The 23,496-nt window shown below is 45.4% G+C and carries 24 protein-coding genes; 21 read left to right on the top strand and 3 right to left on the bottom strand.

Annotation, left to right across the window (positions count from 1 at the left end; all coding sequences use genetic code 11):
• The first annotated feature begins 13 nt into the window (after positions 1 to 13).
• From AB6D06_RS03670 to pgpA, 14 genes are all read left to right on the top strand, one after another.
• Positions 14 to 1,303: an NCS2 family permease gene (locus AB6D06_RS03670; protein ID WP_017066820.1), complete on the top strand. Its 1,290-nt coding sequence runs from the start codon at positions 14 to 16 to the stop codon at positions 1,301 to 1,303.
• Positions 1,304 to 1,387: 84 nt separating this feature from the next.
• Entirely contained in the window at positions 1,388 to 1,852 is a 465-nt protein-coding gene (gene tet(34), locus AB6D06_RS03665; RefSeq protein ID WP_009847475.1) for an oxytetracycline resistance phosphoribosyltransferase domain-containing protein Tet(34), read from the top strand.
• Between the two features lie 89 nt (positions 1,853 to 1,941).
• Positions 1,942 to 3,195 (top strand): esterase FrsA, encoded by a 1,254-nt coding sequence (gene frsA / locus AB6D06_RS03660; protein WP_372109934.1) that lies wholly within the window; start codon positions 1,942 to 1,944, stop codon positions 3,193 to 3,195.
• A gap of 144 nt (positions 3,196 to 3,339) precedes the next feature.
• A complete protein-coding gene (gene crl / locus AB6D06_RS03655; RefSeq protein WP_017060787.1) occupies positions 3,340 to 3,729 on the top strand; it encodes a sigma factor-binding protein Crl in 390 nt (129 codons plus the stop codon).
• Positions 3,730 to 3,805: 76 nt separating this feature from the next.
• The gene (proB, locus tag AB6D06_RS03650) at positions 3,806 to 4,990 is read left to right on the top strand and encodes a glutamate 5-kinase (RefSeq protein WP_012604650.1); all 1,185 of its coding nucleotides are present in this window, start codon (positions 3,806 to 3,808) and stop codon (positions 4,988 to 4,990) included.
• A 66-nt stretch (positions 4,991 to 5,056) separates the two neighbouring features.
• Positions 5,057 to 6,307: a glutamate-5-semialdehyde dehydrogenase gene (locus AB6D06_RS03645; RefSeq protein ID WP_017060786.1), complete on the top strand. Its 1,251-nt coding sequence runs from the start codon at positions 5,057 to 5,059 to the stop codon at positions 6,305 to 6,307.
• A gap of 156 nt (positions 6,308 to 6,463) precedes the next feature.
• On the top strand, positions 6,464 to 6,913 hold the full coding sequence (gene nrdR / locus AB6D06_RS03640) for a transcriptional regulator NrdR (RefSeq protein ID WP_004734394.1): 450 nt from the start codon (positions 6,464 to 6,466) through the stop codon (positions 6,911 to 6,913).
• Between the two features lie 40 nt (positions 6,914 to 6,953).
• A complete protein-coding gene (gene ribD, locus AB6D06_RS03635; RefSeq protein WP_017060785.1) occupies positions 6,954 to 8,033 on the top strand; it encodes a bifunctional diaminohydroxyphosphoribosylaminopyrimidine deaminase/5-amino-6-(5-phosphoribosylamino)uracil reductase RibD in 1,080 nt (359 codons plus the stop codon).
• 69 nt (positions 8,034 to 8,102) lie between these two features.
• Entirely contained in the window at positions 8,103 to 8,759 is a 657-nt protein-coding gene (locus tag AB6D06_RS03630) for a riboflavin synthase (protein ID WP_010436361.1), read from the top strand.
• Positions 8,760 to 8,867: 108 nt separating this feature from the next.
• Positions 8,868 to 9,977, top strand: coding sequence for a bifunctional 3,4-dihydroxy-2-butanone-4-phosphate synthase/GTP cyclohydrolase II (gene ribBA, locus AB6D06_RS03625; RefSeq protein ID WP_017060784.1), 1,110 nt, complete (start codon positions 8,868 to 8,870; stop codon positions 9,975 to 9,977).
• A gap of 295 nt (positions 9,978 to 10,272) precedes the next feature.
• Positions 10,273 to 10,743: a 6,7-dimethyl-8-ribityllumazine synthase gene (ribE, locus tag AB6D06_RS03620; protein ID WP_004734398.1), complete on the top strand. Its 471-nt coding sequence runs from the start codon at positions 10,273 to 10,275 to the stop codon at positions 10,741 to 10,743.
• Positions 10,743 to 11,210: a transcription antitermination factor NusB gene (gene nusB, locus AB6D06_RS03615; RefSeq protein ID WP_004734399.1), complete on the top strand. Its 468-nt coding sequence runs from the start codon at positions 10,743 to 10,745 to the stop codon at positions 11,208 to 11,210. The genes ribE and nusB overlap by 1 nt, the downstream gene beginning before the upstream one ends.
• A gap of 115 nt (positions 11,211 to 11,325) precedes the next feature.
• On the top strand, positions 11,326 to 12,300 hold the full coding sequence (gene thiL, locus AB6D06_RS03610; protein ID WP_372109933.1) for a thiamine-phosphate kinase: 975 nt from the start codon (positions 11,326 to 11,328) through the stop codon (positions 12,298 to 12,300).
• Positions 12,300 to 12,806: a phosphatidylglycerophosphatase A gene (pgpA, locus tag AB6D06_RS03605; RefSeq protein WP_017060782.1), complete on the top strand. Its 507-nt coding sequence runs from the start codon at positions 12,300 to 12,302 to the stop codon at positions 12,804 to 12,806. Before thiL ends, pgpA begins: the two co-directional genes overlap by 1 nt.
• 119 nt (positions 12,807 to 12,925) lie before the next feature.
• Here pgpA and dxs read toward each other — a convergent pair whose 3' ends face one another.
• From dxs to xseB, 3 genes are read right to left on the bottom strand one after another with little or no spacing between them, the layout of a single operon-like run.
• Positions 12,926 to 14,809, bottom strand: a complete 1,884-nt coding sequence (gene dxs, locus AB6D06_RS03600; protein WP_372099656.1) for a 1-deoxy-D-xylulose-5-phosphate synthase — start codon at positions 14,807 to 14,809, stop codon at positions 12,926 to 12,928.
• Positions 14,810 to 14,830: 21 nt separating this feature from the next.
• Positions 14,831 to 15,715, bottom strand: a complete 885-nt coding sequence (gene ispA, locus AB6D06_RS03595; protein ID WP_017063336.1) for a (2E,6E)-farnesyl diphosphate synthase — start codon at positions 15,713 to 15,715, stop codon at positions 14,831 to 14,833.
• Positions 15,716 to 15,735: 20 nt separating this feature from the next.
• A complete protein-coding gene (gene xseB, locus AB6D06_RS03590; RefSeq protein WP_004734405.1) occupies positions 15,736 to 15,978 on the bottom strand; it encodes an exodeoxyribonuclease VII small subunit in 243 nt (80 codons plus the stop codon).
• A gap of 298 nt (positions 15,979 to 16,276) precedes the next feature.
• On the opposite strand from xseB, the gene pomA reads away from it, so the two are divergent.
• The 7 genes from pomA to rlmM all read left to right on the top strand — a co-directional run bounded on the left by pomA (position 16,277) and on the right by rlmM (position 23,440).
• Positions 16,277 to 17,041 carry a flagellar motor protein PomA gene (gene pomA / locus AB6D06_RS03585; protein ID WP_017060778.1) on the top strand — a complete coding sequence of 255 codons (765 nt, stop codon included), beginning with the start codon at positions 16,277 to 16,279 and terminating at the stop codon, positions 17,039 to 17,041.
• 12 nt (positions 17,042 to 17,053) lie between these two features.
• On the top strand, positions 17,054 to 18,001 hold the full coding sequence (locus AB6D06_RS03580; RefSeq protein WP_017060777.1) for a flagellar motor protein MotB: 948 nt from the start codon (positions 17,054 to 17,056) through the stop codon (positions 17,999 to 18,001).
• A gap of 318 nt (positions 18,002 to 18,319) precedes the next feature.
• A complete protein-coding gene (gene thiI / locus AB6D06_RS03575) occupies positions 18,320 to 19,768 on the top strand; it encodes a tRNA uracil 4-sulfurtransferase ThiI (protein WP_102393212.1) in 1,449 nt (482 codons plus the stop codon).
• Positions 19,769 to 20,439: 671 nt separating this feature from the next.
• On the top strand, positions 20,440 to 21,348 hold the full coding sequence (locus AB6D06_RS03570) for a transcriptional regulator GcvA (protein WP_012604639.1): 909 nt from the start codon (positions 20,440 to 20,442) through the stop codon (positions 21,346 to 21,348).
• A complete protein-coding gene (locus AB6D06_RS03565) occupies positions 21,341 to 21,964 on the top strand; it encodes an alpha/beta fold hydrolase (protein ID WP_102319949.1) in 624 nt (207 codons plus the stop codon). Before AB6D06_RS03570 ends, AB6D06_RS03565 begins: the two co-directional genes overlap by 8 nt.
• Positions 21,954 to 22,352, top strand: coding sequence for a DUF423 domain-containing protein (locus AB6D06_RS03560; protein ID WP_372099657.1), 399 nt, complete (start codon positions 21,954 to 21,956; stop codon positions 22,350 to 22,352). Before AB6D06_RS03565 ends, AB6D06_RS03560 begins: the two co-directional genes overlap by 11 nt.
• Positions 22,349 to 23,440, top strand: a complete 1,092-nt coding sequence (gene rlmM, locus AB6D06_RS03555) for a 23S rRNA (cytidine(2498)-2'-O)-methyltransferase RlmM (RefSeq protein ID WP_017070491.1) — start codon at positions 22,349 to 22,351, stop codon at positions 23,438 to 23,440. Before AB6D06_RS03560 ends, rlmM begins: the two co-directional genes overlap by 4 nt.
• Positions 23,441 to 23,496: the final 56 nt, after the last annotated feature.

The following is a 23,496-nucleotide window of genomic DNA, read 5'->3' as shown; positions in this document are numbered from 1 at the left end:
ATAGGATTCGATAATGTTCGAAAAGCTATTCAAACTCAGTGAAAATGGCACCAATGTGCGCACTGAAATCATCGCAGGTCTAACAACCTTCCTAACAATGGCTTACATCATTTTTGTAAACCCAATGATTCTAGCTGATGCTGGTATGGACCATGGCGCTGTATTTGTAGCAACCTGTTTAGCGGCTGCTATTGGCTGTTTCATCATGGGCTTTGTTGCTAACTACCCAATTGCTCAAGCTCCAGGCATGGGTTTGAACGCATTCTTTACCTACGCTGTTGTAATGGGTATGGGTTATACGTGGCAAGTTGCTCTGGCAGCGGTTTTCGTATCAGGCGTAATCTTCATCTTCTTAAGCATCTTTAAGATCCGTGAATGGATTATCAACTCGATCCCTATGTCTCTGCGTGTTGGTATCTCTGCAGGTATCGGTCTTTTCCTAGCGTTTATTGCGCTTAGCAATGCAGGCATCGTTGTTTCTAACCCAGCAACTAAAGTTTCACTGGGCGACATTACCGCGATTGCTCCTATCCTAGGCTCAATTGGTTTCTTCCTAACGATTGCTCTTGTTCACCGTGGCGTGAAAGGGGCAGTAATGATTGCGATTCTAGCTATCACAGCTCTTGGCATTGTTATTGGTGACGTTCAATACGGCGGCATCATGTCTACACCACCAAGCCTTGCTCCTACATTCATGCAGCTTGATTTCTCTGCTGTATTTGAAATCGGTATGATTTCAGTGGTATTCGCGTTCTTGTTCGTCGATTTGTTCGATACAGCGGGTACTCTGGTTGGTGTTGCAACGAAAGCAAACCTAATCAAAGAAGACGGCAAACTACCTCGCTTGAACAAAGCACTGCTTGCTGACTCTACAGCAACATCTATTGGTGCACTGCTAGGTACATCAAATACTACTTCTTATGTTGAGAGTGTTGCGGGTGTTGCTGAAGGCGGCCGTACCGGTCTAACGGCTGTTGTTGTTGGTATCTTATTCCTACTGGCTCTTTTCTTCTCGCCACTTGCAGGTATGATTCCGGCTTACGCAACATCAGGTGCACTTTTCTATGTAGCAATTCTGATGATGTCTGGCCTAGTTGGCATTGATTGGCGTGATCTTACGGAAGCAGCACCAGTCGTGGTAACATGTCTGCTTATGCCGCTGACGTACTCTATCGCTGAGGGTATCTCACTAGGTTTCATCGCTTACGCTGCAATTAAGCTGCTAAGTGGTAAAGGTCGCGACGTTTCACCTGCTGTGTGGGTAATGTCGGCTATCTTTATTCTTAAATACATTTTCGCTTAATCGTCTAGATTTCTGCTTAATCGCTGAAGAGGCTATGTTTGAAATAGCCTCTAATAACATGACAAAATTATTAGGTTTTATACTATGAGCAACAAATTCGTTATCACTTGGGACAACATGCAGACCTACTGCCGTCAACTTGCTGAAAAGCAAATGCCAGCAGAGCAGTGGAAAGGCATCTGGGCAGTAAGCCGTGGTGGTTTGGTTCCTGGTGCAATCTTGGCTCGTGAGCTAGGTATTCGTCACGTAGATACGATTTGTATTTCTAGCTACGACCACGATCACCAACGTGATATGACAGTAGTTAAAGCACCTGAAGGTGACGGCGAAGGCTTCCTAATCGTTGAAGACTTGGTTGATAGTGGTGACACTGCACGTAAGCTTCGCGAAATGTACCCTAAAGCGAAACTGATCGCTGTATGTGCAAAACCATCTGGCGCTGATTTGCTAGACGAGTACATTGTTGATATCGCTCAAGACACATGGATTGAGCAACCTTGGGATACTAGCCTAAGCTACGTAGAGCCAGTAAATCGCAAGTCAAAATAAGCGTAAACTTAGTTTTTTGAGAAATGACCCTTTATAGGGTCATTTTTTTTTATATTATTAGTGACAACCATTTCTTATTAAGTATCCCAATGTCTGAACCAGAAGAAACGAGCTCGAACCTTTCGGAAACTTTGTTTGTAAAGCACAAGCAAGCGAAAGAGACCTCAATGTTGACACAATACATGCCAAGCTCTGAAGCGCTATTGGATGAGAAACGTGAACAGCAAAACTCATCATGGTATCGAAACCTAAGACGTCTTCAGTGGGTATGGCAAGGCGTTAATCCAATAGAGCAGGAAGCGGTATTGGCTCGCATCGCGTCATCAGATAACTCTCGTACAACCGATGAGTGGCTTGATACGGTCATGGGTTACCGAAGTGGTAACTGGGCATACGAATGGACCAAGCTGGGTATGCAGCATCAAAATCGTTCTAATGAGAAGAATGGTGAAGAGATGGCTGAAGAGCTATTTTCCGCATCGTTGTGCTTCAGTATTGCGGGTTACCCACACCTCAAGAACGACAACTTGGCAGCTCAGGCTCAAGTGTTGGCCAACGCAGCGTATTCTGAAGCGATCAAGCACACTAAGTTGATCGTCAAGCAGATTGATATTCCATACCAAAACAAGAAGATCAAAGCGAACTTGCATCTAACCAAGACAGATAAACCACAACCGGTTGTGATTGTCAGCGCGGGTCTAGATAGCTTGCAAACCGATATGTGGCGCCTGTTTAGGGATTATTTAGCACCTAAGAACATTGCTATGTTAACGGTAGACATGCCATCAATAGGGCACAGTGCACATTGGCCGTTAACAGAAGACTCATCTTGTCTTCACCAAGCAGTGCTGAATGAATTGCCTAACATCCCATGGGTCGATCACCACAAAGTCGGCTTGTTTGGTTTCCGCTTCGGTGGCAATGCGATGGTGAGATTATCTTTCCTCGAGCAACATAAGATTAAAGCGTGTATTTCTTTAGGCGCGCCAATTCACGATATCTTTGTTCATGCAGACAAACTTAAGCAGATGCCTAAAATGCATCTAGATGTGTTGGCTTCGCGCCTTGGTAAAGGGGCGGTCGATATCAATAGCCTTTCTGGGCAGTTGATGGCGTGGTCACTCAAGGTACAAGGTTTGCTGTCAAACAGTAAAACCAGTGTTCCTATCTTGGCATTGGCTCTGGAAGGCGACCCGATTTCACCGCCAATGGATAATCAACTGGTTGCTATTTACAGTGATTACGGAAAAGCGAAGAAAATCAAAGCTAAGTCAATTACACAAGGTTATGAGCAATCCCTCGAATTGGCGATAAAGTGGCTTGAGGATGAATTATTTAGATGACATTTCTCCTAAATTAGTTAAGCATGAAAAATGTACAAACTAAGTACCTGATACTCAGAGGTCATTTATAAAATCCAAATGCGTAGTTTCTACGTATAACAGTCTGAGTAACGTCATTCTTAACATTGAAAATGGAGATTCAATATGTCAGAAGTGACACAACAACCTACGCATTACCGCTTGTTGAATGTTTTAAAGGCGATCGGGCCTTACTTAAGGGAACCGCAATCAGAAGAAGGCCACTATATCTTTGATTGCTTGTCTGTATGTGTGAACGATAAAAAATCACCAGAAGAACGCGAGTTCTGGGGCTGGTGGCTGGAATTGGATAAGTCGGAAGAGGGATATTCGGCGAAGTACAATATCGGCAAGTACAACATCGATGGTAACTGGGATTCTTTGCCGTTACCTAAAAAGGCGGTCGCTGAGGTCTCTCGAACTCAAGAAGCCTTCCACAAGAAACTGGTTGATGAACTTCAAAGTAAGTTTGAAATCAGTATCCAATTAGACGAAGAGTCTGTCGAATTCGTCTAATTTTAAAGGTTACTCTTCTATATAAAGCAAAAAGGTGCGATTTCGCACCTTTTCTGCTTGTGAATTCCCCTTTTGATTGCTAAAACATCACCTCTTATTTGTTTTATCCATAAAAGACTTCATGACAACAAATCATCAAAGCGGGACAACAACACAGCGTAAAACTGTCGTTGTTAAACTGGGTACCAGTGTCTTAACTGGTGGAACATTGGCATTAGACCGCGCTCATATGGTTGAGCTGGTTCGTCAATGTGCTGAATTAAAAAAACAAGGCCACTCTGTGGTTATGGTTTCGTCTGGTGCAATTGCAGCAGGACGTGAGCACCTTGGTTACCCCGCACTTCCCAACTCAATGGCGAGCAAACAGTTGCTTGCGGCAGTTGGGCAAAGTCAGTTGATTCAAGTTTGGGAGTCTTTGTTTGCTATCTATGGCCTTAAGATTGGCCAGATGCTACTGACTCGTGCTGATCTCGATGATCGCGAGCGTTTTCTTAATGCACGTGACACGATCAACGCACTGGTTGAGCACGATATTATTCCGGTAGTAAACGAAAACGACGCAGTAGCAACCAACGAAATTAAAGTGGGCGACAATGATAACTTGTCGGCCTTAGTGGGTATTTTGTGCGGTGCTGATAAGCTTTTGCTACTAACAGACCAAAAAGGCCTGTTTACGGCTGACCCTCGTAAAGATCCAAATGCTGAGCTCATCAAAGAAGTGAAAACCATTGATGACACGCTGCGTAAGATCGCAGGTGGCAGCGGTACTACGTTGGGTACTGGCGGCATGGCGACAAAACTGCAGGCGGCTGACATTGCTCGTCGCGCAGGCATCGAAGTGATTATTGCTGCGGGCAGTGCTGAAAATGTGGTGTTTGATTCACTGAGTGATAACCCACAAGGCACACGTTTCTTGCCTTTAGCGGAAGCGCTTGAAAACCGTAAACGCTGGATTTTAGCGGGCCCTGCTTCAGCAGGTGACATCGTGGTTGACGACGGCGCAGTAAACGCAGTCAACACCAAAGGCAGCAGCTTGTTGGCGAAAGGGGTTGTTCGAGTTAAAGGCGAATTCTCTCGTGGTGAAGTTACCCAAGTCACAGACAGCAAAGGCAAAGTAATTGCGCGTGGTATCGCCAGTTATTCAAGCCAAGACCTAGCAAAAATTGCAGGCAAGCACAGTAAAGATATTGGCGACATCCTTGGATACGATTATGGGTCAGAAGTCATTCACCGTGACGACCTAGTTGTAATCCAAGAGTAGCTCGTGATGATAAGGTGAATCACCTTTTTGCATCCAAAGACAGACAGAATTTAGGGAGAGTTAAACGTGGATTTAACTAACATGGGTATCGCAGCAAAAGACGCTGCTTTCCACCTAGCGACCGCATCTACGGCGCAAAAGAATAAAGCATTGGCGATTATCGCTGATGAGCTAGAAGCAAACGCAACAACGATTTTAGAAGCGAACGCGAAAGACATCGAACTGGGTCGTGAAGCGGGTTTAACTGACGCACTGCTCGATCGTCTACTTCTTAACGAAGAGCGCTTAACCGGTATCGCTAACGATGTTCGTAACGTGATTAGCCTGAATGACCCAGTTGGCAGCGAAATTGACAGCAAAGTACTAGAAAACGGTATGTCACTGTCTCGCCGCCGCGTGCCACTTGGTGTGGTGGGTGTTATCTATGAAGCGCGTCCGAACGTAACCATCGATATTGCAGCTCTGTGTCTGAAGACAGGTAACGCAAGCATTCTACGTGGTGGTAAAGAGACGTTTTTCTCGAACATGGAACTGGTTAAGGTTATCCAGTCTGCATTAGAGAAAGCGGAGCTACCAGCCGCTTCTGTTCAGTACATCGAGAAGCCTGATCGTGAACTCGTTTCTCAACTGCTTAAACTGGACGACTACGTGGATATGATCATTCCTCGTGGCGGCGCTGGTCTGCACAAGATGTGTAAAGAGAACAGCACCATCCCAGTAATCATCGGCGGCTTTGGTATCAGTCATATCTTCGTTGATGAAAGCGCTGATCTTGAGAAATCTGTCGATGTGGTCGAAAACTCAAAAGTTCAACGTCCATCGGCGTGTAACTCGTTAGATACACTGCTAGTGCATGAAGCGGTTGCTGAAGCTTTCCTAACTAAGCTGAAACAGCGTTTAGCCGGCAAGGTAACCTTAGTTGCTGATACCAGTGCAAAATCGCTGCTAGCGGGTTTTGAAGACCAACGTGATGCGGTTGAAGGCGACTTTGACACTGAATGGCTAAGCTACACGCTAGGCGTGAAAGTGGTAGCGGATGTGGCAGAAGCGATTGACCACATGCGTGTACACAACGCGAGTCATTCAGATGCGATCATGACCAATAGCTTAGAGAGCTCAGAGCGTTTCATTAACTCTGTTGGTTCTGCAGCGGTTTATGTGAATGCATCAACACGTTTCACTGATGGAGCACAGTTTGGTTTAGGTGCTGAAGTTGCCGTGTCTACTCAGAAATTGCATGCTCGCGGCCCAATGGGCTTAGAAGAGCTGACAAGCTACAAATGGGTAGGTAAAGCGAACTATTTAGTCCGCGGTTAACGCTGGTCGTTAATTTTACTCCTCAGCTCATTTTTGAAATGGCGGTCGAGTAGCAATAATCAATGAATCACCACACAAAAGGGCCTTAATTGGCCCTTTTTCTTTCCTAACGTTTGGCAATTCCGTTACACTGATATTCAATTATTTGGAGGTGATATGCATTGTCCTTTTTGTTCAGAGAACGACACTAAAGTAATCGATTCAAGACTGGTAGCCGATGGCCATCAGGTTCGTCGTCGCCGTCAATGCCTTGCATGTAGTGAACGTTTTACTACGTTCGAATCGGCAGAACTTGTGATGCCTAAAGTCATAAAGTCGAATGGAAACCGCGAACCATTTAATGAAGATAAAATGGTGGGTGGTGTACAGCGCGCCCTAGAAAAACGCCCAGTGAGTGCTGACGCGATTGAACTTGCGATCAGTACGATTAAGTCACAACTCCGTGCAACTGGTGAGCGTGAAGTACCAAGCGAGATGATTGGTAATCTTGTGATGGGCCAATTGAAAGAATTGGATAAAGTGGCGTACATTCGTTTTGCCTCTGTTTACCGCAGCTTTGAAGACATCCGAGAGTTTGGCGAAGAAATCGCTAAATTAGAGGATTAACTCCTCAATCATGTCAAACTTTACTCCCCTAGATTTTCAAATGATGTCGCGTGCTATTCAGTTAGCAAAACGCGGCATTTACACTACTGCGCCAAACCCTAATGTGGGTTGTGTCATTGTACAAACCGACGGTCAGATCGTTGGTGAAGGTTTTCATGCCAAAGCTGGCGAACCTCATGCTGAAGTACATGCCATGCGAATGGCAGGCGACAAAGCAAAAGGTGCGACGGCTTATGTCACGCTAGAGCCTTGTTCTCATTACGGTCGAACGCCGCCTTGTGCTGAAGGTTTGATTAAGGCTCAAGTAGCCAAAGTGATTTGTGCCATGCAGGACCCAAACCCAAAAGTCGCAGGTCGTGGTATCAAAATGCTACGCGATGCGGGTATTGAGGTTGAAATCGGTTTGCTAGAGCAAGACGCTCTCGACTTGAACCCTGCATTTATCAAGCGTATGCAAACTGGCATGCCATTCGTTCAGTTAAAGATGGCCGCTAGCCTTGATGGGCAAACGGCATTGGAAAATGGCCAAAGCCAGTGGATCACATCGCCAGAAGCACGTCGTGATGTTCAGAACTACCGAGCAAAATCAGGCGCTGTGTTGTCAACTAGCCAGACGGTGATTGAAGACAACGCGTCGTTGAATGTTCGTTGGGCAGAGTTGCCAAGCAGTATCAAAGGTCATTACGCTGAAGACGAGCTGCGTCAGCCGATTCGCGTGATTCTTGATCGTCAAAACCAACTGCGTCCTGAACTCAAGTTATTCCAGACTCCAACATCGGTGTTGAGAGTTGCCGAAGCATCTGCTGATATTGAAGTCGCAACCACAGATGCAGGTCAGCTCGATTTGCACGATCTGATGCGTCAATTACCTGCCAATCATATCGACCATATTTGGGTCGAAGCGGGCGCAACATTGGCAAAAAGCTTGATTGAAGAGCAGCTGGTGGATGAGCTAATCCTTTATTTAGCACCTAAACTTATGGGCAGTGACGGACGAGGTTTGATGGGTGCATTAGGGCTCACTTCAATGTCTGACGTTATTGACCTAGAAATTAAAGATGTTCGACAGGTTGGTGTGGATATTCGCATCGTTGCGAAACCCGTATTTCGAAACAGATAGTAACGAAACCACAGTGGAAATAGTTACTCCAACTACATACGTGTCGTTGACAACAAAAAGAGTTTTAAAATGTTTACAGGAATTGTAGAAGCCGTAGGTACATTGAGTGCAATCACTCCCCGCGGAGAAGACATCACCGTAACGGTTAATGTTGGTAAGCTTGATATGGCTGACGTTAAGTTAGGCGACAGTATCGCTACCAATGGTGTGTGTTTGACAGTTGTTGAATATAACGACCACAGCTACAGTGCAGATCTTTCGCTTGAGACCCTGAAAAAAACGGGTTTTGTCGATTACCAAGCGGGCGATAAAGTTAACCTTGAGAAAGCAATGTTACCAACCACGCGTTTCGGTGGACATATAGTGTCTGGTCACGTTGATGGCGTGGGTGAGATTGTTGAACGTAACCAAGTTGGCCGTGCGATTGAATTCTGGGTAGAAATGCCAGCAGAAATCTCAAAATACGTGGCTCAAAAAGGCTCAGTAACAGTTGATGGCATTAGCCTGACTGTGAACGATTTACGTAAGAACGCATTCAAGCTGACTATCGTTCCTCATACTTCTTCAGAAACCACCATCGACCAATTCAATGTCGGTCGTAAAGTGAATCTAGAAGTTGATGTATTAGCACGTTACATGGAGCGTTTACTGCAAGGTCAGCAACAAGAATCTGAGCCTGAATCTCGATTAACGATGGAATTCTTACAGCAGAATGGTTTTGCCTAACCGTTGATACAAAGTGCGTTAAGCGAGACTTTGTAAAGCGAAGCAATATCATCAGGTTTAAATAGTGTCGGTTCTAGGAAGCAGAACCATTTCAAAGGATATAGAACAATGCCAATTAGTACTCCTCAAGAAATTATTGAAGACATTCGCCTAGGAAAAATGGTTATCCTGATGGATGATGAAGATCGCGAAAATGAAGGCGATCTGATCATGGCAGCAGAACATGTGACGCCAGAAGCGATTAACTTCATGGCGATGTACGGCCGTGGTTTAATTTGTCTGACGCTAACCAAAGAGCGTTCAAACCGCATGGGTCTAGCGCCTATGGTTCAAGATAACAACGCACAGTACACCACTAACTTTACTGTTTCGATTGAAGCGGCAGAGGGCGTAACAACGGGTATCTCTGCATCAGACCGTGCAGTGACGGTTCAAGCGGCAGTGGCGAAAGATGCGAAAGCGGCTGATCTTGTTCAACCTGGTCATATTTTCCCACTGACAGCGCAAGATGGCGGTGTTCTGACTCGCGCAGGACACACAGAAGCAGGTTGTGATTTAGCACGTCTTGCAGGCTGCGAGCCAGCATCGGTTATCGTTGAGATCCTTAACGACGACGGTACTATGGCTCGTCGCCCTGACCTTGAAGTGTTTGCTGAAAAACACGACATCAAGCTAGGTACGATTGCTGACTTGATTGAATACCGCAACAACACAGAAACAACGATTGAGCGTGTAGCACAATGCCATTTACCAACAGAGTTTGGTGATTTCGAGCTGGTGACTTACCGCGATACAATTGATAACCAGATCCACTACGCGATGCAAAAAGGCGACCTATCTGAAGGTGCTCCTTTGGTACGTGTTCACCTGCATGACACGTTCACCGATCTGCTTCATTCAGACCGTGGTACTGAACGCAGCTGGTCGCTAGATAAAGCGATGAAGCGTATTGGCGACGAAGGCGGTGTGTTGGTTATTCTTGGCAACGAAGAGTCGTCTGATTCTTTGATTCACAAAGTGAAGACATTCGAAGCGCAAGACAAGAACGAGCAGCCAACTATGGCGAAGAAGCAGGGTACCTCGCGTCGTGTTGGTGTCGGTTCTCAGATTCTTCAAGACCTAGGCGTGCACGATATGCGTCTGCTTTCTTCAAGCACTAAGCGTTACCACGCATTGGGTGGTTTTGGCCTTAACGTTGTTGAGTACGTTTGCGAATAAACCATGCGTTAGCAAGCAGACGTTTCTCCGTTTGTAGCAACATAATTTACCGATGATTTCAGTGGCTCTTTTGGTGATAAATCTTGCCAAAAGAGCAAAGTAGCCAAGTCCGACTCAAAACGTGTTCAACACACAAACTTGGTTACTCGCTGTTCCTATATGCTTGGGATCAGCGCTGCATTATCATCTTTACATTGCCGGTGTCTGTTCTTCTAAATTACCATTAGATATTGCTCACAGTTTTGTGCTAGAATCCGGCGATTCTCACTTGATGAAAATAGTTAAAGGAAGGCTTATGAAAGTGATCGAGGGTGGCTTCCCAGCGCCAAATGCAAAAATTGCTATCGTTATTGCTCGTTTCAACAGTTTTATTAACGAAAGTTTACTTTCTGGTGCAATCGATACTTTAAAGCGTCATGGACAAGTAAGCGAAGACAACATCACTGTTGTTCGTTGCCCTGGTGCAGTAGAACTTCCACTTGTAGCGCAACGCGTTGCAAAAACAGGTAAGTTCGATGCGATTGTATCTCTTGGTACAGTAATCCGTGGCGGTACACCTCACTTTGACTATGTTTGTAGTGAATGTAATAAAGGTTTGGCACAAGTGTCTCTGGAATTTTCTCTTCCAGTAGCGTTTGGTGTTCTTACTGTTGATACGATCGATCAAGCTATTGAACGCGCAGGAACCAAGGCTGGTAATAAGGGTGCAGAAGCCGCACTTAGCGCACTTGAGATGATCAACGTTCTTTCTGAAATCGATTCCTAATGGGGGCCAGTGTGAAACCAGCCGCACGTCGTAACGCACGTCAATTTGCTCTACAAGCAATTTATTCTTGGCAAATTACTAAAGAAAATATTGCTACCGTTGAAGAACAGTTCTTATCTGGTGGTAAGTATGATGAAGAAGAGCATCATGCCGCAGAACCTGCTCTAGCTATGCCAGAAACAGACGTTGCATACTTCCGCGACTTACTAACTGGTGTTGCTCTTAGCCACATGGAACTTGATAGCAAGCTTCGTCCATTCGTATCTCGCCCTATGCAAGATCTGGATTTGATGGAACTAGCGCTTCTACGTTTAGCTATGTACGAGATGACTCGTCGCGAAGATGTACCATACAAAGTGGTTATCAACGAAGCTATCGAGCTTGCAAAAGTATTTGCAGCAGAAGACAGCCATAAGTTTGTTAACGGTGTGCTTGATAAAGCTGCACCACACGTTCGTAAGAAATAAGACGTTCGTATATTGAATCTAAAGGTCAGCTTTTATGCTGGCCTTTTTTGTAACTAAATTTCTGTAATATCATTAATTACGGTGATTTGTATGAAGACTAAAGATAGGGCATGTGATGTCTGGCGAATTTAACCTGATTGAAAAATATTTTGTAAATCGACAACCACAACGTAAAGACGTACATCTGGCTGCTGGCGATGACTGTGCTTTGGTCAAAGCGCCGGGCAATGTTGAGATAGCGATTAGTACGGACACCTTAGTGGCGGGCACTCACTTCCTAGCGGAAGCAAACCCAGCTTGGGTGGCACACAAAGCCTTGGCTTCGAACATCAGTGATCTTGCGGCTATGGGCGCGACACCTGCTTGGGTGTCTTTTGCTTTAACCATGCCTGAAATCGATGAAGAATGGCTTGCTCCCTTCTGTGACTCCTTTTTTAAACTCGCAGACTACTTTGGTATTCAGTTAATTGGTGGCGACACAACCAAAGGTCCACTAAGCCTGACACTGACGGTACAGGGCTTTGTTCCTGAAGGACGAGCGCTGCGCAGAGATGGCGCGAAAGTGGGCGACTGGATTTACGTAACAGGTAATCTAGGTGACAGCAAAGCTGGCTTAGAAGTGTTACTTAACCCTGAGCAGAACAGAGCGAAGCCCTATGCTGCTGAGCTTGAAGAGAGACATTATGTGAGCGCCCCACGAGTGTTAGCGGGTCAGGCTCTAGTGAACCTTGCTTCATCTGCGATTGATATCTCTGATGGCGTTATTGCTGATTTAAAACATATCCTTAAGCGTTCTCAAGTTGGCGCGAGTATTGATGTAAGCACGCTGCCTATCTCTCCAGAGTTACGTCAGTTCGCTCCTGATACCACTTCAGCTCAGCAGTATGCGCTAACGAGTGGTGAAGAGTACGAACTGTGCTTTACTGTACCAGAAGAGAATAAAGGGTCGCTGGAAAGTGCTTTGTCACACACTGGTACAAAAGTCACCTGCATTGGCCAGATAAGACCTGTAGAATATTTTGAATTACACAATAATGGTGAACCACTAAGCTGGAACTTAACTGGTTACGATCACTTTAAGGTTAATTGATGACAAACCCACTTTCTCTTATTTCTCTTAAAAATCCTTGGCATTTCTTAGCAACGGGTTTTGGCAGTGGCTTATCGCCTATTATTCCCGGCACAATGGGCACGCTTGCGTCAATTCCGTTATACCTATTGTTGGTTCAGCTACCGTTTCCTGCTTACGTTGCCGTGGTGGTGGTAAGCTGCATTATTGGTATTAAGATCTGCCAAGTAACGTCTGATGATATGGGCGTGCATGACCACGGTTCTATCGTTTGGGATGAGTTTGCGGGCTTTTGGATCACCATGAGCTTAGTGCCTATGCTGAATATCCCTGCCGATGACTGGAAATGGCTTCTGACTGGTTTTGTGCTTTTCCGCTTCTTTGACATGGTAAAACCTTGGCCGATTGGTTGGCTAGATGCGCGAATTCACGGCGGCTTGGGTATCATGATTGACGATATTGTAGCGGGTATTATGGCGGCTATTTCGTTGTATGCCGTGGCACATTTCGCAGGTTGGTTAGTGTGAGTTAACTGAAGGGCTAAGGTTTAGTTGGCGATACACCAAACTAATTAGCAGATACTAAAAAGGTTGACCCTAGGGCCAACCTTTTTTGTTTGCGGAGCTTACGAGCTTACGTATTAAGGCTACTTAGCAAGATAGTCAGAGATAGACTTCTCAATGCCTTGCGCGTCCAAACCAAGCTCTTCGTGCAGTTCACCTTGCGTACCTTGAGCAATGAACTTGTCTGGCAGGCCAAGGTTCAATACTGGCATCAGCAGTTTCTCTTGCATCAAGAATTCAATCACACCTGCGCCCGCACCACCTGCAATCGCATTCTCTTCGATAGTTACCAGTACATCGTGGTCAGCAGCAAGTTGTTTGATCAGAGCTTCATCGAGTGGTTTCACAAAGCGCATATCTGCAACTGTCGCATCGATGACGTCAGCGGCTTGAAGTGCACTCTCAAGGAAAGTACCAAAGCTCAGGATAGCGACTTTCGAGCCATCTTTTGTTTTTTCGCTTTCGCGAACGATACGACCTTTACCAATCTCAAGCGCGGTAAATTTATTTTGTATCTCAGTACCCATACCATTACCGCGAGGGTAACGAACGGCACTTGGACCTGTATGCTGGTGGCCAGTGTAAAGCATTTGGCGACATTCGTTTTCGTCGCTTGGCGCCATGATCACCATGTTTGGAATACAACGCATAAAGCTTAAGTCGAACGCACCTTGGTGTGTTTGACCATCAGCACCGACAAGACCTGCACGGTCAATAGCGAACATGACCGGTAAGTCCATGATAGCCACATCGTGGATCAGTTGATCGTAGCCACGTTGTAGGAACGTCGAGTAGATAGCGACAATCGGCTTATCACCCGCAATCGCCATACCGGTTGCTAGGGTCACAGCATGCTGCTCAGCAATTGCTACGTCGAAGTATTGTTCTGGGTACTCTTTCGAGAAACGCACCATGCCAGAACCTTCACGCATTGCAGGCGTGATCGCCATTAGCTTAGGATCTTGCGCCGCCATATCACACAGGAAGTCACCAAAAATCTTAGAGAAAGTTGGTTTAGAGCTGGTGCTCTTAGGCAGACTTGAGTGTGCTGGATCGAATTTCGGTACGCCGTGGTAACCGATTGGATCTTTCTCAGCTGGCTCGTAGCCTTTGCCTTTCTTAGTCATGATATGTAGGAACTGAGGGCCTTTAAGGTCTCTCATGTTCTTAAGCGTTTTAATCAGCTCATTGACATCGTGACCATCAATTGGGCCAATGTAGTTAAAGCCTAACTCTTCGAACATGGTGCCAGGGACAACCATGCCTTTTAGATGTTCTTCTGTACGACGAACCAGCTCTTTAATCGGCGGAACGCCTGATAGCACTTTCTTGCCGCCCTCACGAATTGACGTGTAAAGACTGCCAGAAAGAACTTGAGCTAGGTGGTTGTTTAGCGCACCTACGTTTTCAGAGATCGACATCTCGTTATCGTTCAGGATAACCAGCATGTCATTGTGAATATCGCCCGCGTGGTTCATGGCTTCAAATGCCATACCCGCAGTAATCGCGCCATCACCAATCACACTCACGACTTTACGGTTCTTGCCTTCTTTCTTCGAACTGATAGCCATACCAAGTGCAGCACTGATCGATGTTGAAGAGTGACCAACAGAAAGGGTGTCGTATTCGCTCTCTTGACGCCATGGGAATGGGTGCAGTCCATCTTTTTGACGGATAGTCGACAAGCGGTCGCGACGACCTGTAAGAATTTTGTGCGGGTATGCTTGGTGGCCAACATCCCAAACCAACTGGTCAAAAGGCGTGTTGTACACATAGTGCAGAGCAACGGTTAGCTCTACTGTACCTAAGCCTGACGCTAAGTGACCACTTGACTGGCTCACTGAGTTAAGAAGATAGGTACGTAATTCATCACAAAGCTGTGTCAGCGTCTCTTTTGGAAGTAGACGCAAATCCTCTGGCTTATCAGCCAAAGCAAGAGTTGGGTACTTTGATATATCAAGAGTCATAGGTAATGCGCGCTTATTGTCTTAGTTCTTGCGCTCGATGACGTATCGGGCGAACTCTTCGAGTAACTGGGTATTGTATGGGATTGCAGCTAAAGCTTGAAGTGCTTCCTGTAGCAGAGTCTGCGCTTTTTCTTGAGCGCCCTCTAAACCTAGCAAAGAAGGGTAGGTGCTTTTGTTCAATTCTTGGTCAGAACCCTGTGGCTTACCCAAAGTTTCAGTATCGCCAGTGATATCTAAAATATCATCTTGAACCTGGAATGCTAATCCAATGGCGTCGGCGTACTTGTCTAATTGAGGCATCACTTCAAACGCTTTTTCACCAGCAGCGAGAGCACCTAAACGAATCGCACATTTCATTAGCGCGCCCGTTTTATTGCGGTGAACTTCTTCTAACTCTTCTAGCGTGACAGAGCGGTTTTCAGCTTCAATATCAAGTGCTTGTCCAATGCACATACCTTGTGCACCAGAGGCTTCGGCTAGGCGTTGAATCATTCGAACGCGATTGCTTTCACCGTCAGCACTTAATGTACCTTCCGCAAGTATAGTAAACGCGAGAGTTTGTAGTGCATCGCCAGTTAAAATTGCCGTTGCTTCATCGTATTTGATGTGACAAGTCTGATGGCCACGACGCAGTTCATCGTCGTCCATTGCTGGAAGGTCGTCGTGAATCAGAGAATAGGCATGAATACATTCGATTGCAGATGCTGGAGTGTCGAGTTCTTCAGCGGTGCAGCCGAGCATTTCCCCTGTAATGTAGACAAGAAATGGACGTGCGCGTTTACCGCCTAAAAGTAACCCATAACGCATCGCGTTGATCAGGTTCTGATCTTGGTGTGGTAGGCGATCAAGCCAAAGGTTCAGTTGCTCGTTATTACGTGCTTGATAAGACAATAAAGTCTCAATCATAGGGGATCTCATACAATTCGTTATTCTGGTTGTGGGTTAAAGTCACTAAGTTCTGCGTTTTCATCATTTTGCAGTAGGATGCTAACACGCTGTTCAGCATCGTTTAGTTTGCTTTGACCGGCACGAGCGAGGGAGATGCCTCGTTCGAACTTTTTCAGCGCATCATCTAAAGCTAGATCACCATTTTCTAGTTGATCAACCAAGCCATCAAGCTCTTCGATTGCTGCTTCAAAGCTCATATTTTCAGGTTTCTTAGTAGCCATAATAAATCTGCGTTTGGAAAGATGAACGAACGTTACCCTAGGCCGCTGAGATGGTCAAATGTAACCAAGAAATTTTGCTAGAAAGTTCGTTTTTAAGGGGCTTGAACGCACTTTGCTTGAATAACCTTAGCTTTATCGAGTTTATGCGCTACGTATAAGAGCAAAGTAAGCCAATAGTTGGGATTCAAAAACGAAAAGTGTGATACTTAGGCCAAGAATTTACTAAAAGATCTTATAGTCTTGCCGATACAAAGATTATCGTCGACATAGAGCTACAAAAAAGCATGAGGAGTGCTCAGTGGATTTAGCAACCCTAATAGGTTTGATTGGTGGATTTGCCTTTGTAATTATGGCAATGATCCTAGGTGGAAGCCTCGGGATGTTCTATGACACGACATCCATTTTGATCGTAGTTGGGGGCTCAACCTTTGTTGTTCTAATGAAGTTCACCATGGGACAGTTCTTTGGTGCGACTAAAATCGCAGGCAAAGCTTTTATGTTTAAAGCGGATGAGCCTGAAGATCTTATTGCGAAAGTTGTAGAGATGGCTGATGCGGCTCGTAAAGGTGGTTTTTTAGCACTGGAAGAGATGGAAATTAACAACAGTTTCATGCAAAAGGGCATCGATCTTTTGGTGGATGGCCATGATGGAGATGTAGTTCGTGCTGCACTGCAAAAAGACATCGCATTAACCACAGAGCGTCATGAGCAGGGCGCGAAGGTGTTCTCTGCATTTGGTGATGTAGCACCCGCGATGGGTATGATTGGTACCTTGGTTGGCTTGGTTGCCATGCTTTCTAACATGGATGATCCAAAAGCGATCGGCCCTGCGATGGCGGTGGCACTTTTAACCACCCTATATGGTGCGATTCTTTCGAACATGGTGTTCTTCCCAATTGCCGACAAGCTTGCGCTGCGTCGTGACCAAGAGACACTCAACCGTCGTTTGGTTATGGATGGCGTACTCGCGATTCAAGATGGTCAGAACCCACGAGTAATCGATGGTTACCTGAAGAGCTACCTAAACGAAGGTAAGCGTACGATTGATGGTGAACCTGCGTAAGAGGAGTTGAAGATGGATGAAGAAAATCCATGTAAATGTCCTCCTCCGGGATTGCCTCAATGGATGGGGACATTTGCTGACTTGATGTCACTGCTGATGTGTTTCTTCGTACTGCTGCTCTCATTCTCTGAGATGGACGTACTGAAGTTCAAACAGATCGCTGGCTCGATGAAATTTGCGTTTGGTGTACAAAACCGCTTGGAAGTGAAAGACATTCCTAAAGGCACCAGCATCATTGCACAAGAGTTTCGACCTGGTCGTCCAGAGCCGACACCGATTGATGTGATCATGCAGCAGACGATTGATATTACGCAGCAAACGCTTGAGTTTCATGAAGGTGAATCTGAGCGTGCTGGCGGTACCATGCGTGATCAAGGCAAGATGACCGGAGGCAAGTCGCCAGAGGTTTCGACTCACGACAATCAAAACTCTGAGTCAGACCAACAGCAACAACAAGCTGAAGCTCAATCGCAAGAGATGGAAACCTTGATGGAAAGCATCAAGAAGGCGTTGGAGCGAGAGATAGACCAAGGCGCGATTGAAGTTGAAAACCTTGGCCAGCAGATTGTGATTCGAATTCGTGAGAAGGGTGCATTCCCATCGGGTTCTGCTTTCCTACAGCCTAAGTTCCGACCTTTGGTGAGACAGGTTGCTGAGTTGGTGAAAGATGTTCCGGGTATCGTTCGAATCTCAGGGCACACCGATAATCAACGTCTTGATTCCGAGCTTTATCGCTCTAATTGGGACTTGTCATCACAGCGAGCAGTGTCTGTTGCTCAAGAGATGGAAAAGGTGCGTGGTTTCTCTCATCAACGCTTGAGAGTACGCGGCATGGCGGATACCGAGCCAGTCGAGCCGAACGATACTGAATGGCAACGTAGCCTCAACCGCCGCGTTGAAATCAGCATCATGCAGGGCGAGCCGCTTTACAGTGACGAAGTGCCTGTTATTAATGAATAGCCGATACGTGTACACACGGTAGCATGCAGATAGCATCGAAAGCCCAACCGTATAATGAGGTTGGGCTTTTTGTTTGCTGGTCTTCAATGGTTCTCTCTGCGGCATTTATGTCGTTTCGAAACCTGCTACTGTTAATAACAAGCGGTTTAATGATGGTGTTACAGCAAGCACTCTTTTCCTTGCTTCACTTTCTCATGTATAATTCGCGCCCTTAGATTTAGATATGATCTATTCTTGCTTCAAGTGCTGTGTAAATTCTCTAATTTACTTGGCGATGAGCGTTTTCAAAATTTTGAACATTAATGTTGTGAAAGTACTATGAAATTTATTGTTAAGCCCCATCCGGAAATTTTTGTAAAAAGTGAATCGGTGCGTAAGCGCTTCACAAGGATTCTAGAGTGCAACATTCGTAACGTTATTCAACGTCGCTGTGAAAGTGTTGCGGTATTCAACCGTCGCGATCATATCGAAGTGACGTCTGAGAGTGACCAGTACTACGCAGAAGTGTTAGAGGCTCTGACTCACACTCCAGGTATTCACCACTCTCTTGAAGTTCAACAGTCTGAGTTTAAAGACTTGCACGATATTTACGAGCAAGTACTAGAACGCAGCCGTGCTGACATTGAAGGCAAGACTTTCTCTGTTCGAGCTAAGCGTCGTGGTAAGCATGACTTTACCTCTATTGAACTTGAACGCTACGTAGGCGGCGGCCTAAACCAAGCAGTTGAGTCAGCTAAAGTTCGACTTAAGAACCCTGAGGTAACCGTTAAAGTTGAAGTGGCTAACGATAAGTTAAACCAAGTTCTAGCTCGTCACAAAGGCCTAGGTGGTTTCCCTCTTGGTACCCAAGAAGATCTACTAAGCTTGATCTCTGGCGGCTTTGATTCTGGTGTTTCAAGCTACCTGCACATCAAACGTGGCTCTAAGGTTCACTACTGTTTCTTTAACCTTGGTGGCCCAGCGCACGAGATTGGCGTTAAGCAAGTGGCTCACTACCTATGGAATAAATACGGCTCATCTGCAAAGGTGAAGTTCATTTCTGTAGACTTTGAACCAGTGGTTGCTGAAATTCTTGAGAACGTAGAAGATGGCCAAATGGGCGTTGTTCTTAAGCGTATGTTCATGCGTGCTGGTGGTATGGTTGCAGAGCGCTTCGGTATTGAAGCTCTAGTAACGGGTGAAGCACTTGGTCAGGTTTCTAGCCAAACGCTAACTAACCTTCGCCACATCGACAACGTGACAGATACTTTGATTCTTCGTCCGCTTATCAACTGGGATAAAGAAGACATCATTGACCTTTCTCGTATCATCGGTACTGAAGACTTCGCTAAAGTAATGCCTGAGTACTGTGGTGTTATCTCTAAGAAGCCAACAGTGAAAGCGAAGAAAGGCAAACTGGAAGCAGAAGAAGCTAAGTTTAACTTTGAAGTGCTGGATCAAGTGATCGAGAACGCTCGTGTTATGGATATCCGTGACATCGAGAAAGAGAGCCAAGAGCAAGCGCCTGAAGTTGAACAAGTTCAAGCTGTTGCTGAGCACGCTATCGTTCTTGATATCCGTAGCCCAGAAGAAGAAGACGAAAGCCCATTAGAGATCGAGGGTGTTGAAATTAAACACATCCCATTCTTCAAGCTTTCGACTCAGTTTGGCGACCTAGACCAAGCGAAAGAGTACTTGCTGTACTGTGACCGTGGTGTAATGAGCCGTCTACAGGCACTTTACCTACAAGAGCAGGGCTTCCATAACGTTAAGGTTTACCGCCCATAGTGGTGTGTTGACCAAGCGTTAATCATTTTGCAAAGCCGTTTACTGAAAAGTAAGCGGCTTTTTTATTTTCTATTGTGAATGATTTACAGTAGTCAGACAGAGGCGTGAGTTTGGGCGTGCTATCGTCATGCTCAGCTTTGAAATTTTTGATTGATAGAAAGAGTGTGTTCTAAACGGGTTTATAAGTACCGAAGAAGTGTGAGTATCTTGAAGTATTCTGTTACTTTTTAGTGCAACTCAATGATGCTATTTGTATGTGTTCAGTTGATTATTTGAGTGGGTGTCTGATTCTGTGATTGGCGATGAAAAATAATAAAGATTAATTAGCACAGCTATTGATAAACTTGTTGTTACATTTCTTTGCACATAAAAAAACACCGCCCATAAGGCGGTGTAAACAAATTTGACAGACAGGTCAAAATAAATACAGGAAGTACATGCCTCGTTTCAGTATAAACTGCAACAAAACATTTGGTAGAACTCTACCCAACTCGAAAAGAACGAGTTTGCAAACACAACATCGCAGGAGCTAAGCCAATTGATTCTAGAGAGAATCAAGCCGTTCAGGCTAGCTGCTGCGGGATGAAATATAGAATTTCTCTGGCTGCTAGGCAATGGACAAATTATAATGTTTCAGATAAAAAAAACTAATGCTTATTTAGAGAGTAACTATGTCTCGTCGATTACCCCCATTAAACTCGCTAAGAGTGTTTGAAGCTGCAGCTCGACACTTGAGTTTTACGCGTGCTGCAGAAGAGTTGTTTGTTACTCAAGCGGCAGTCAGTCATCAGATCAAAGCGCTTGAAGAATTCTTATCTTTGAAGCTGTTTCGCCGAAGAAACCGCTCTTTGCTGCTAACTGAAGAAGGTCAAAGCTACTTCTTAGATATCAAAGATATTTTCACATCACTAGCAGAAGCGACAGACAAAGTGCTGGAGCGAAGTGAGAAGGGCGCATTGACCATCAGTTTACCGCCGAGTTTTGCTATTCAATGGTTGGTACCAAGGCTCGCTGACTTTAATCAGCAAGAGCCTGATATTGATGTAAGAATCAAAGCCGTTGATATGGATGAAGGCTCGCTAACCGATGATGTAGACGTCGCTATCTATTATGGCCGAGGTAATTGGTCGGGGCTTAGAGCCGATAAGCTTTACCAAGAATACTTGATCCCTCTTTGCTCACCTTCCGTGCTGCTAGGAGTAAAACCATTAGAATCTCTCAGTGATTTAGCATGTCATACGCTATTGCATGATACTTCTCGAAAGGATTGGAAACAGTTCGCTAAGCAAAATGGCATCGATGGGGTAAACGTTAATCACGGCCCTATCTTCAGTCACTCAACCATGGTGCTGCAGGCAGCGGCTCACGGCCAGGGCATTGCTCTGGGTAACAACGTGTTGGCGCAGCCTGAAATCGAAGCGGGTCGTTTGATTGCGCCTTTTGATGAAGTGTTGGTGAGTAAGAACGCCTTCTATGTGGTTTGTCATGAGAAACAAGCCGACATGGGTCGTATTGCTACCTTCCGCGACTGGATGCTAGCGAAAGCGCAAAGTGAACAAGAGGACTTACTCGATGAATAACGTCATCATTGATGGTGAAGACAATCCCATCACCTTTATCTTTGCCCATGGTGCTGGCGCAGGCATGGAGCATGAGTTCATGCAGTCGGTAGCCAAAGGGTTAGCCTTTAAAGGGATACGAGTGATTCGTTTCAACTTCCCTTACATGATTAAACGTGCTGAAGATGGTAAGCGTCGTCCACCTGACAGAGCGCCTAAGCTACTTGAAGCCTATCAAGAGATTATTGAGCAGGTTGATGCCGATAAGCTTGTGATTGGTGGTAAGTCGATGGGAGGGCGTATGGCGAGCCATTTGTCTGAACTTGATAAGGTGGCCGCAATGGCGTGTTTAGGCTTTCCTTTCCACCCACCAGGTAAACCCGAGAAATACAAAGGTGAGCATCTGGCTGAGTTAGCAAAGCCATGCCTCATTTTACAAGGTGAGCGCGATACCTTTGGTAAGCGTGAAGAGTTTGCTGATTTTGATCTGTCTGATTCTATTCGTGTTGAATTTATTCCCGATGGCGACCACAGCTTTAAACCTCGTAAGAGTTCTGGTTACACCGAGCAGCAGAATATTGCGTTAACCGTTGAGAAGTTATCAGCGTTTATCAAAGAGGTACTCAATGAGAAGTAAGTATTTACTCACGTTTGCTGGCATCTCTGGTGCGGTTGCTGTGATACTTGGCGCCTTTGCAGCTCACGGTTTGAAAGCTATCTTGTCTGAATATCTGCTAGGCGTGTTTGAGACGGGTGTTCAGTACCAATTTATCCATACTCTAGCGATATTGGCGTGTGGCGCTCTGCTGCAGATGAAACTTGGCGCTAAATCACAAAAATATTTTTTCATTGCGGCAATTTGCTTTATCATCGGCATCCTTTGTTTTAGTGGCAGCCTTTATGGCTTGGCACTGACAGGAATAAAATGGTTTGGCCCTATCACTCCGTTTGGTGGTCTACTATTTATCATTGGTTGGGGAGTCTTCTCCTTCGCTGCTTTGAATATAAAAGAGGTAACTCAGTGAAACACGTACTACTTTATTGTCGCTCTGGTTTTGAAAAAGAATGTGCTGGCGAAATTCAAGACAAGGCAACACAACTGGAAGTGTTTGGTTTTCCTCGCCTAAAGAACAATACAGGTTTTGTATTGTTTGAATGTTACCAAGCAGGTGAAGCGGACAAGTTGATCAAAGAGATCGATTTCCAATCACTGATCTTTGCTCGTCAAATGTTGGCAGTGGCTGTTGAAATTAAAGACCTGCCAACCGATGACCGTATTTCTCCAATTCTTGAGGCGCTTTCTGAGAAAGAAGGTTTCCCTCGTTGTGGTGATATCCGTATTGAAACGCCAGATACTAACGAAGCAAAAGAGCTTTTGAAGTTCTGCCGTAAATTTACCGTGCCGATGCGTCAAGCGATGCGTGGTAAAGGCCTGATGACAGCGAAAGATAACGCTAAGAAGCCTGTGCTTCATTTATGCTTCATCGCTCCGGGCCACTGTTTTGTTGGTTACTCTTACCCAACGAACAACTCCCAGTTCTTTATGGGTATCCCTCGTCTGAAGTTCCCATCAGATGCGCCAAGCCGTTCTACATTGAAGCTAGAAGAAGCATTCCACGTATTCATCCCTCGTGATGAGTGGGACGAGCGTTTGGCTCCAGGTATGTGGGGTGTTGATTTAGGTGCATGTCCAGGTGGTTGGACTTACCAATTGGTTAAGCGCTCGATGTTCGTTCACTGTGTTGATAACGGCATGATGGCAGACAGCCTAATGGAAACAGGTCAAATTAAGCACCACATGGTGGATGGCTTTAAGTTTGAACCAGACCGTAAGAACGTAACTTGGATTATCTGTGACATGGTTGAGAAGCCAGCTCGTGTTGCTCACCTTATGGGTGAGTGGATCATCAAAGGCTGGGCGAAAGAAGCACTGTTCAACCTTAAACTGCCTATGAAAGGCCGTTACGATGAAGTACTGCAAGATATCGAGAACCTAAAAGTGTTCCTGATTGAGAACAAAGTGAAGTTCAAGATGCAGGCTAAGCACCTTTATCATGATCGCGAAGAGATCACGGTTCACATTCAGGCGCTTTCAAACATCTCACCGCACTAATACGCGGTTAATGAACATAAAAAAACGCTCCTTGTTAGGAGCGTTTTTTTATATCA

The sequence above is a fragment of the Vibrio sp. 10N.239.311.G01 genome (assembly GCF_041465805.1).
Taxonomy (GTDB): Bacteria; Pseudomonadota; Gammaproteobacteria; order Enterobacterales; family Vibrionaceae; genus Vibrio; species Vibrio crassostreae_C.
Note: the sequence above shows the minus strand (reverse complement) of the source record. Positions and strands in the feature narration are given on the sequence as shown.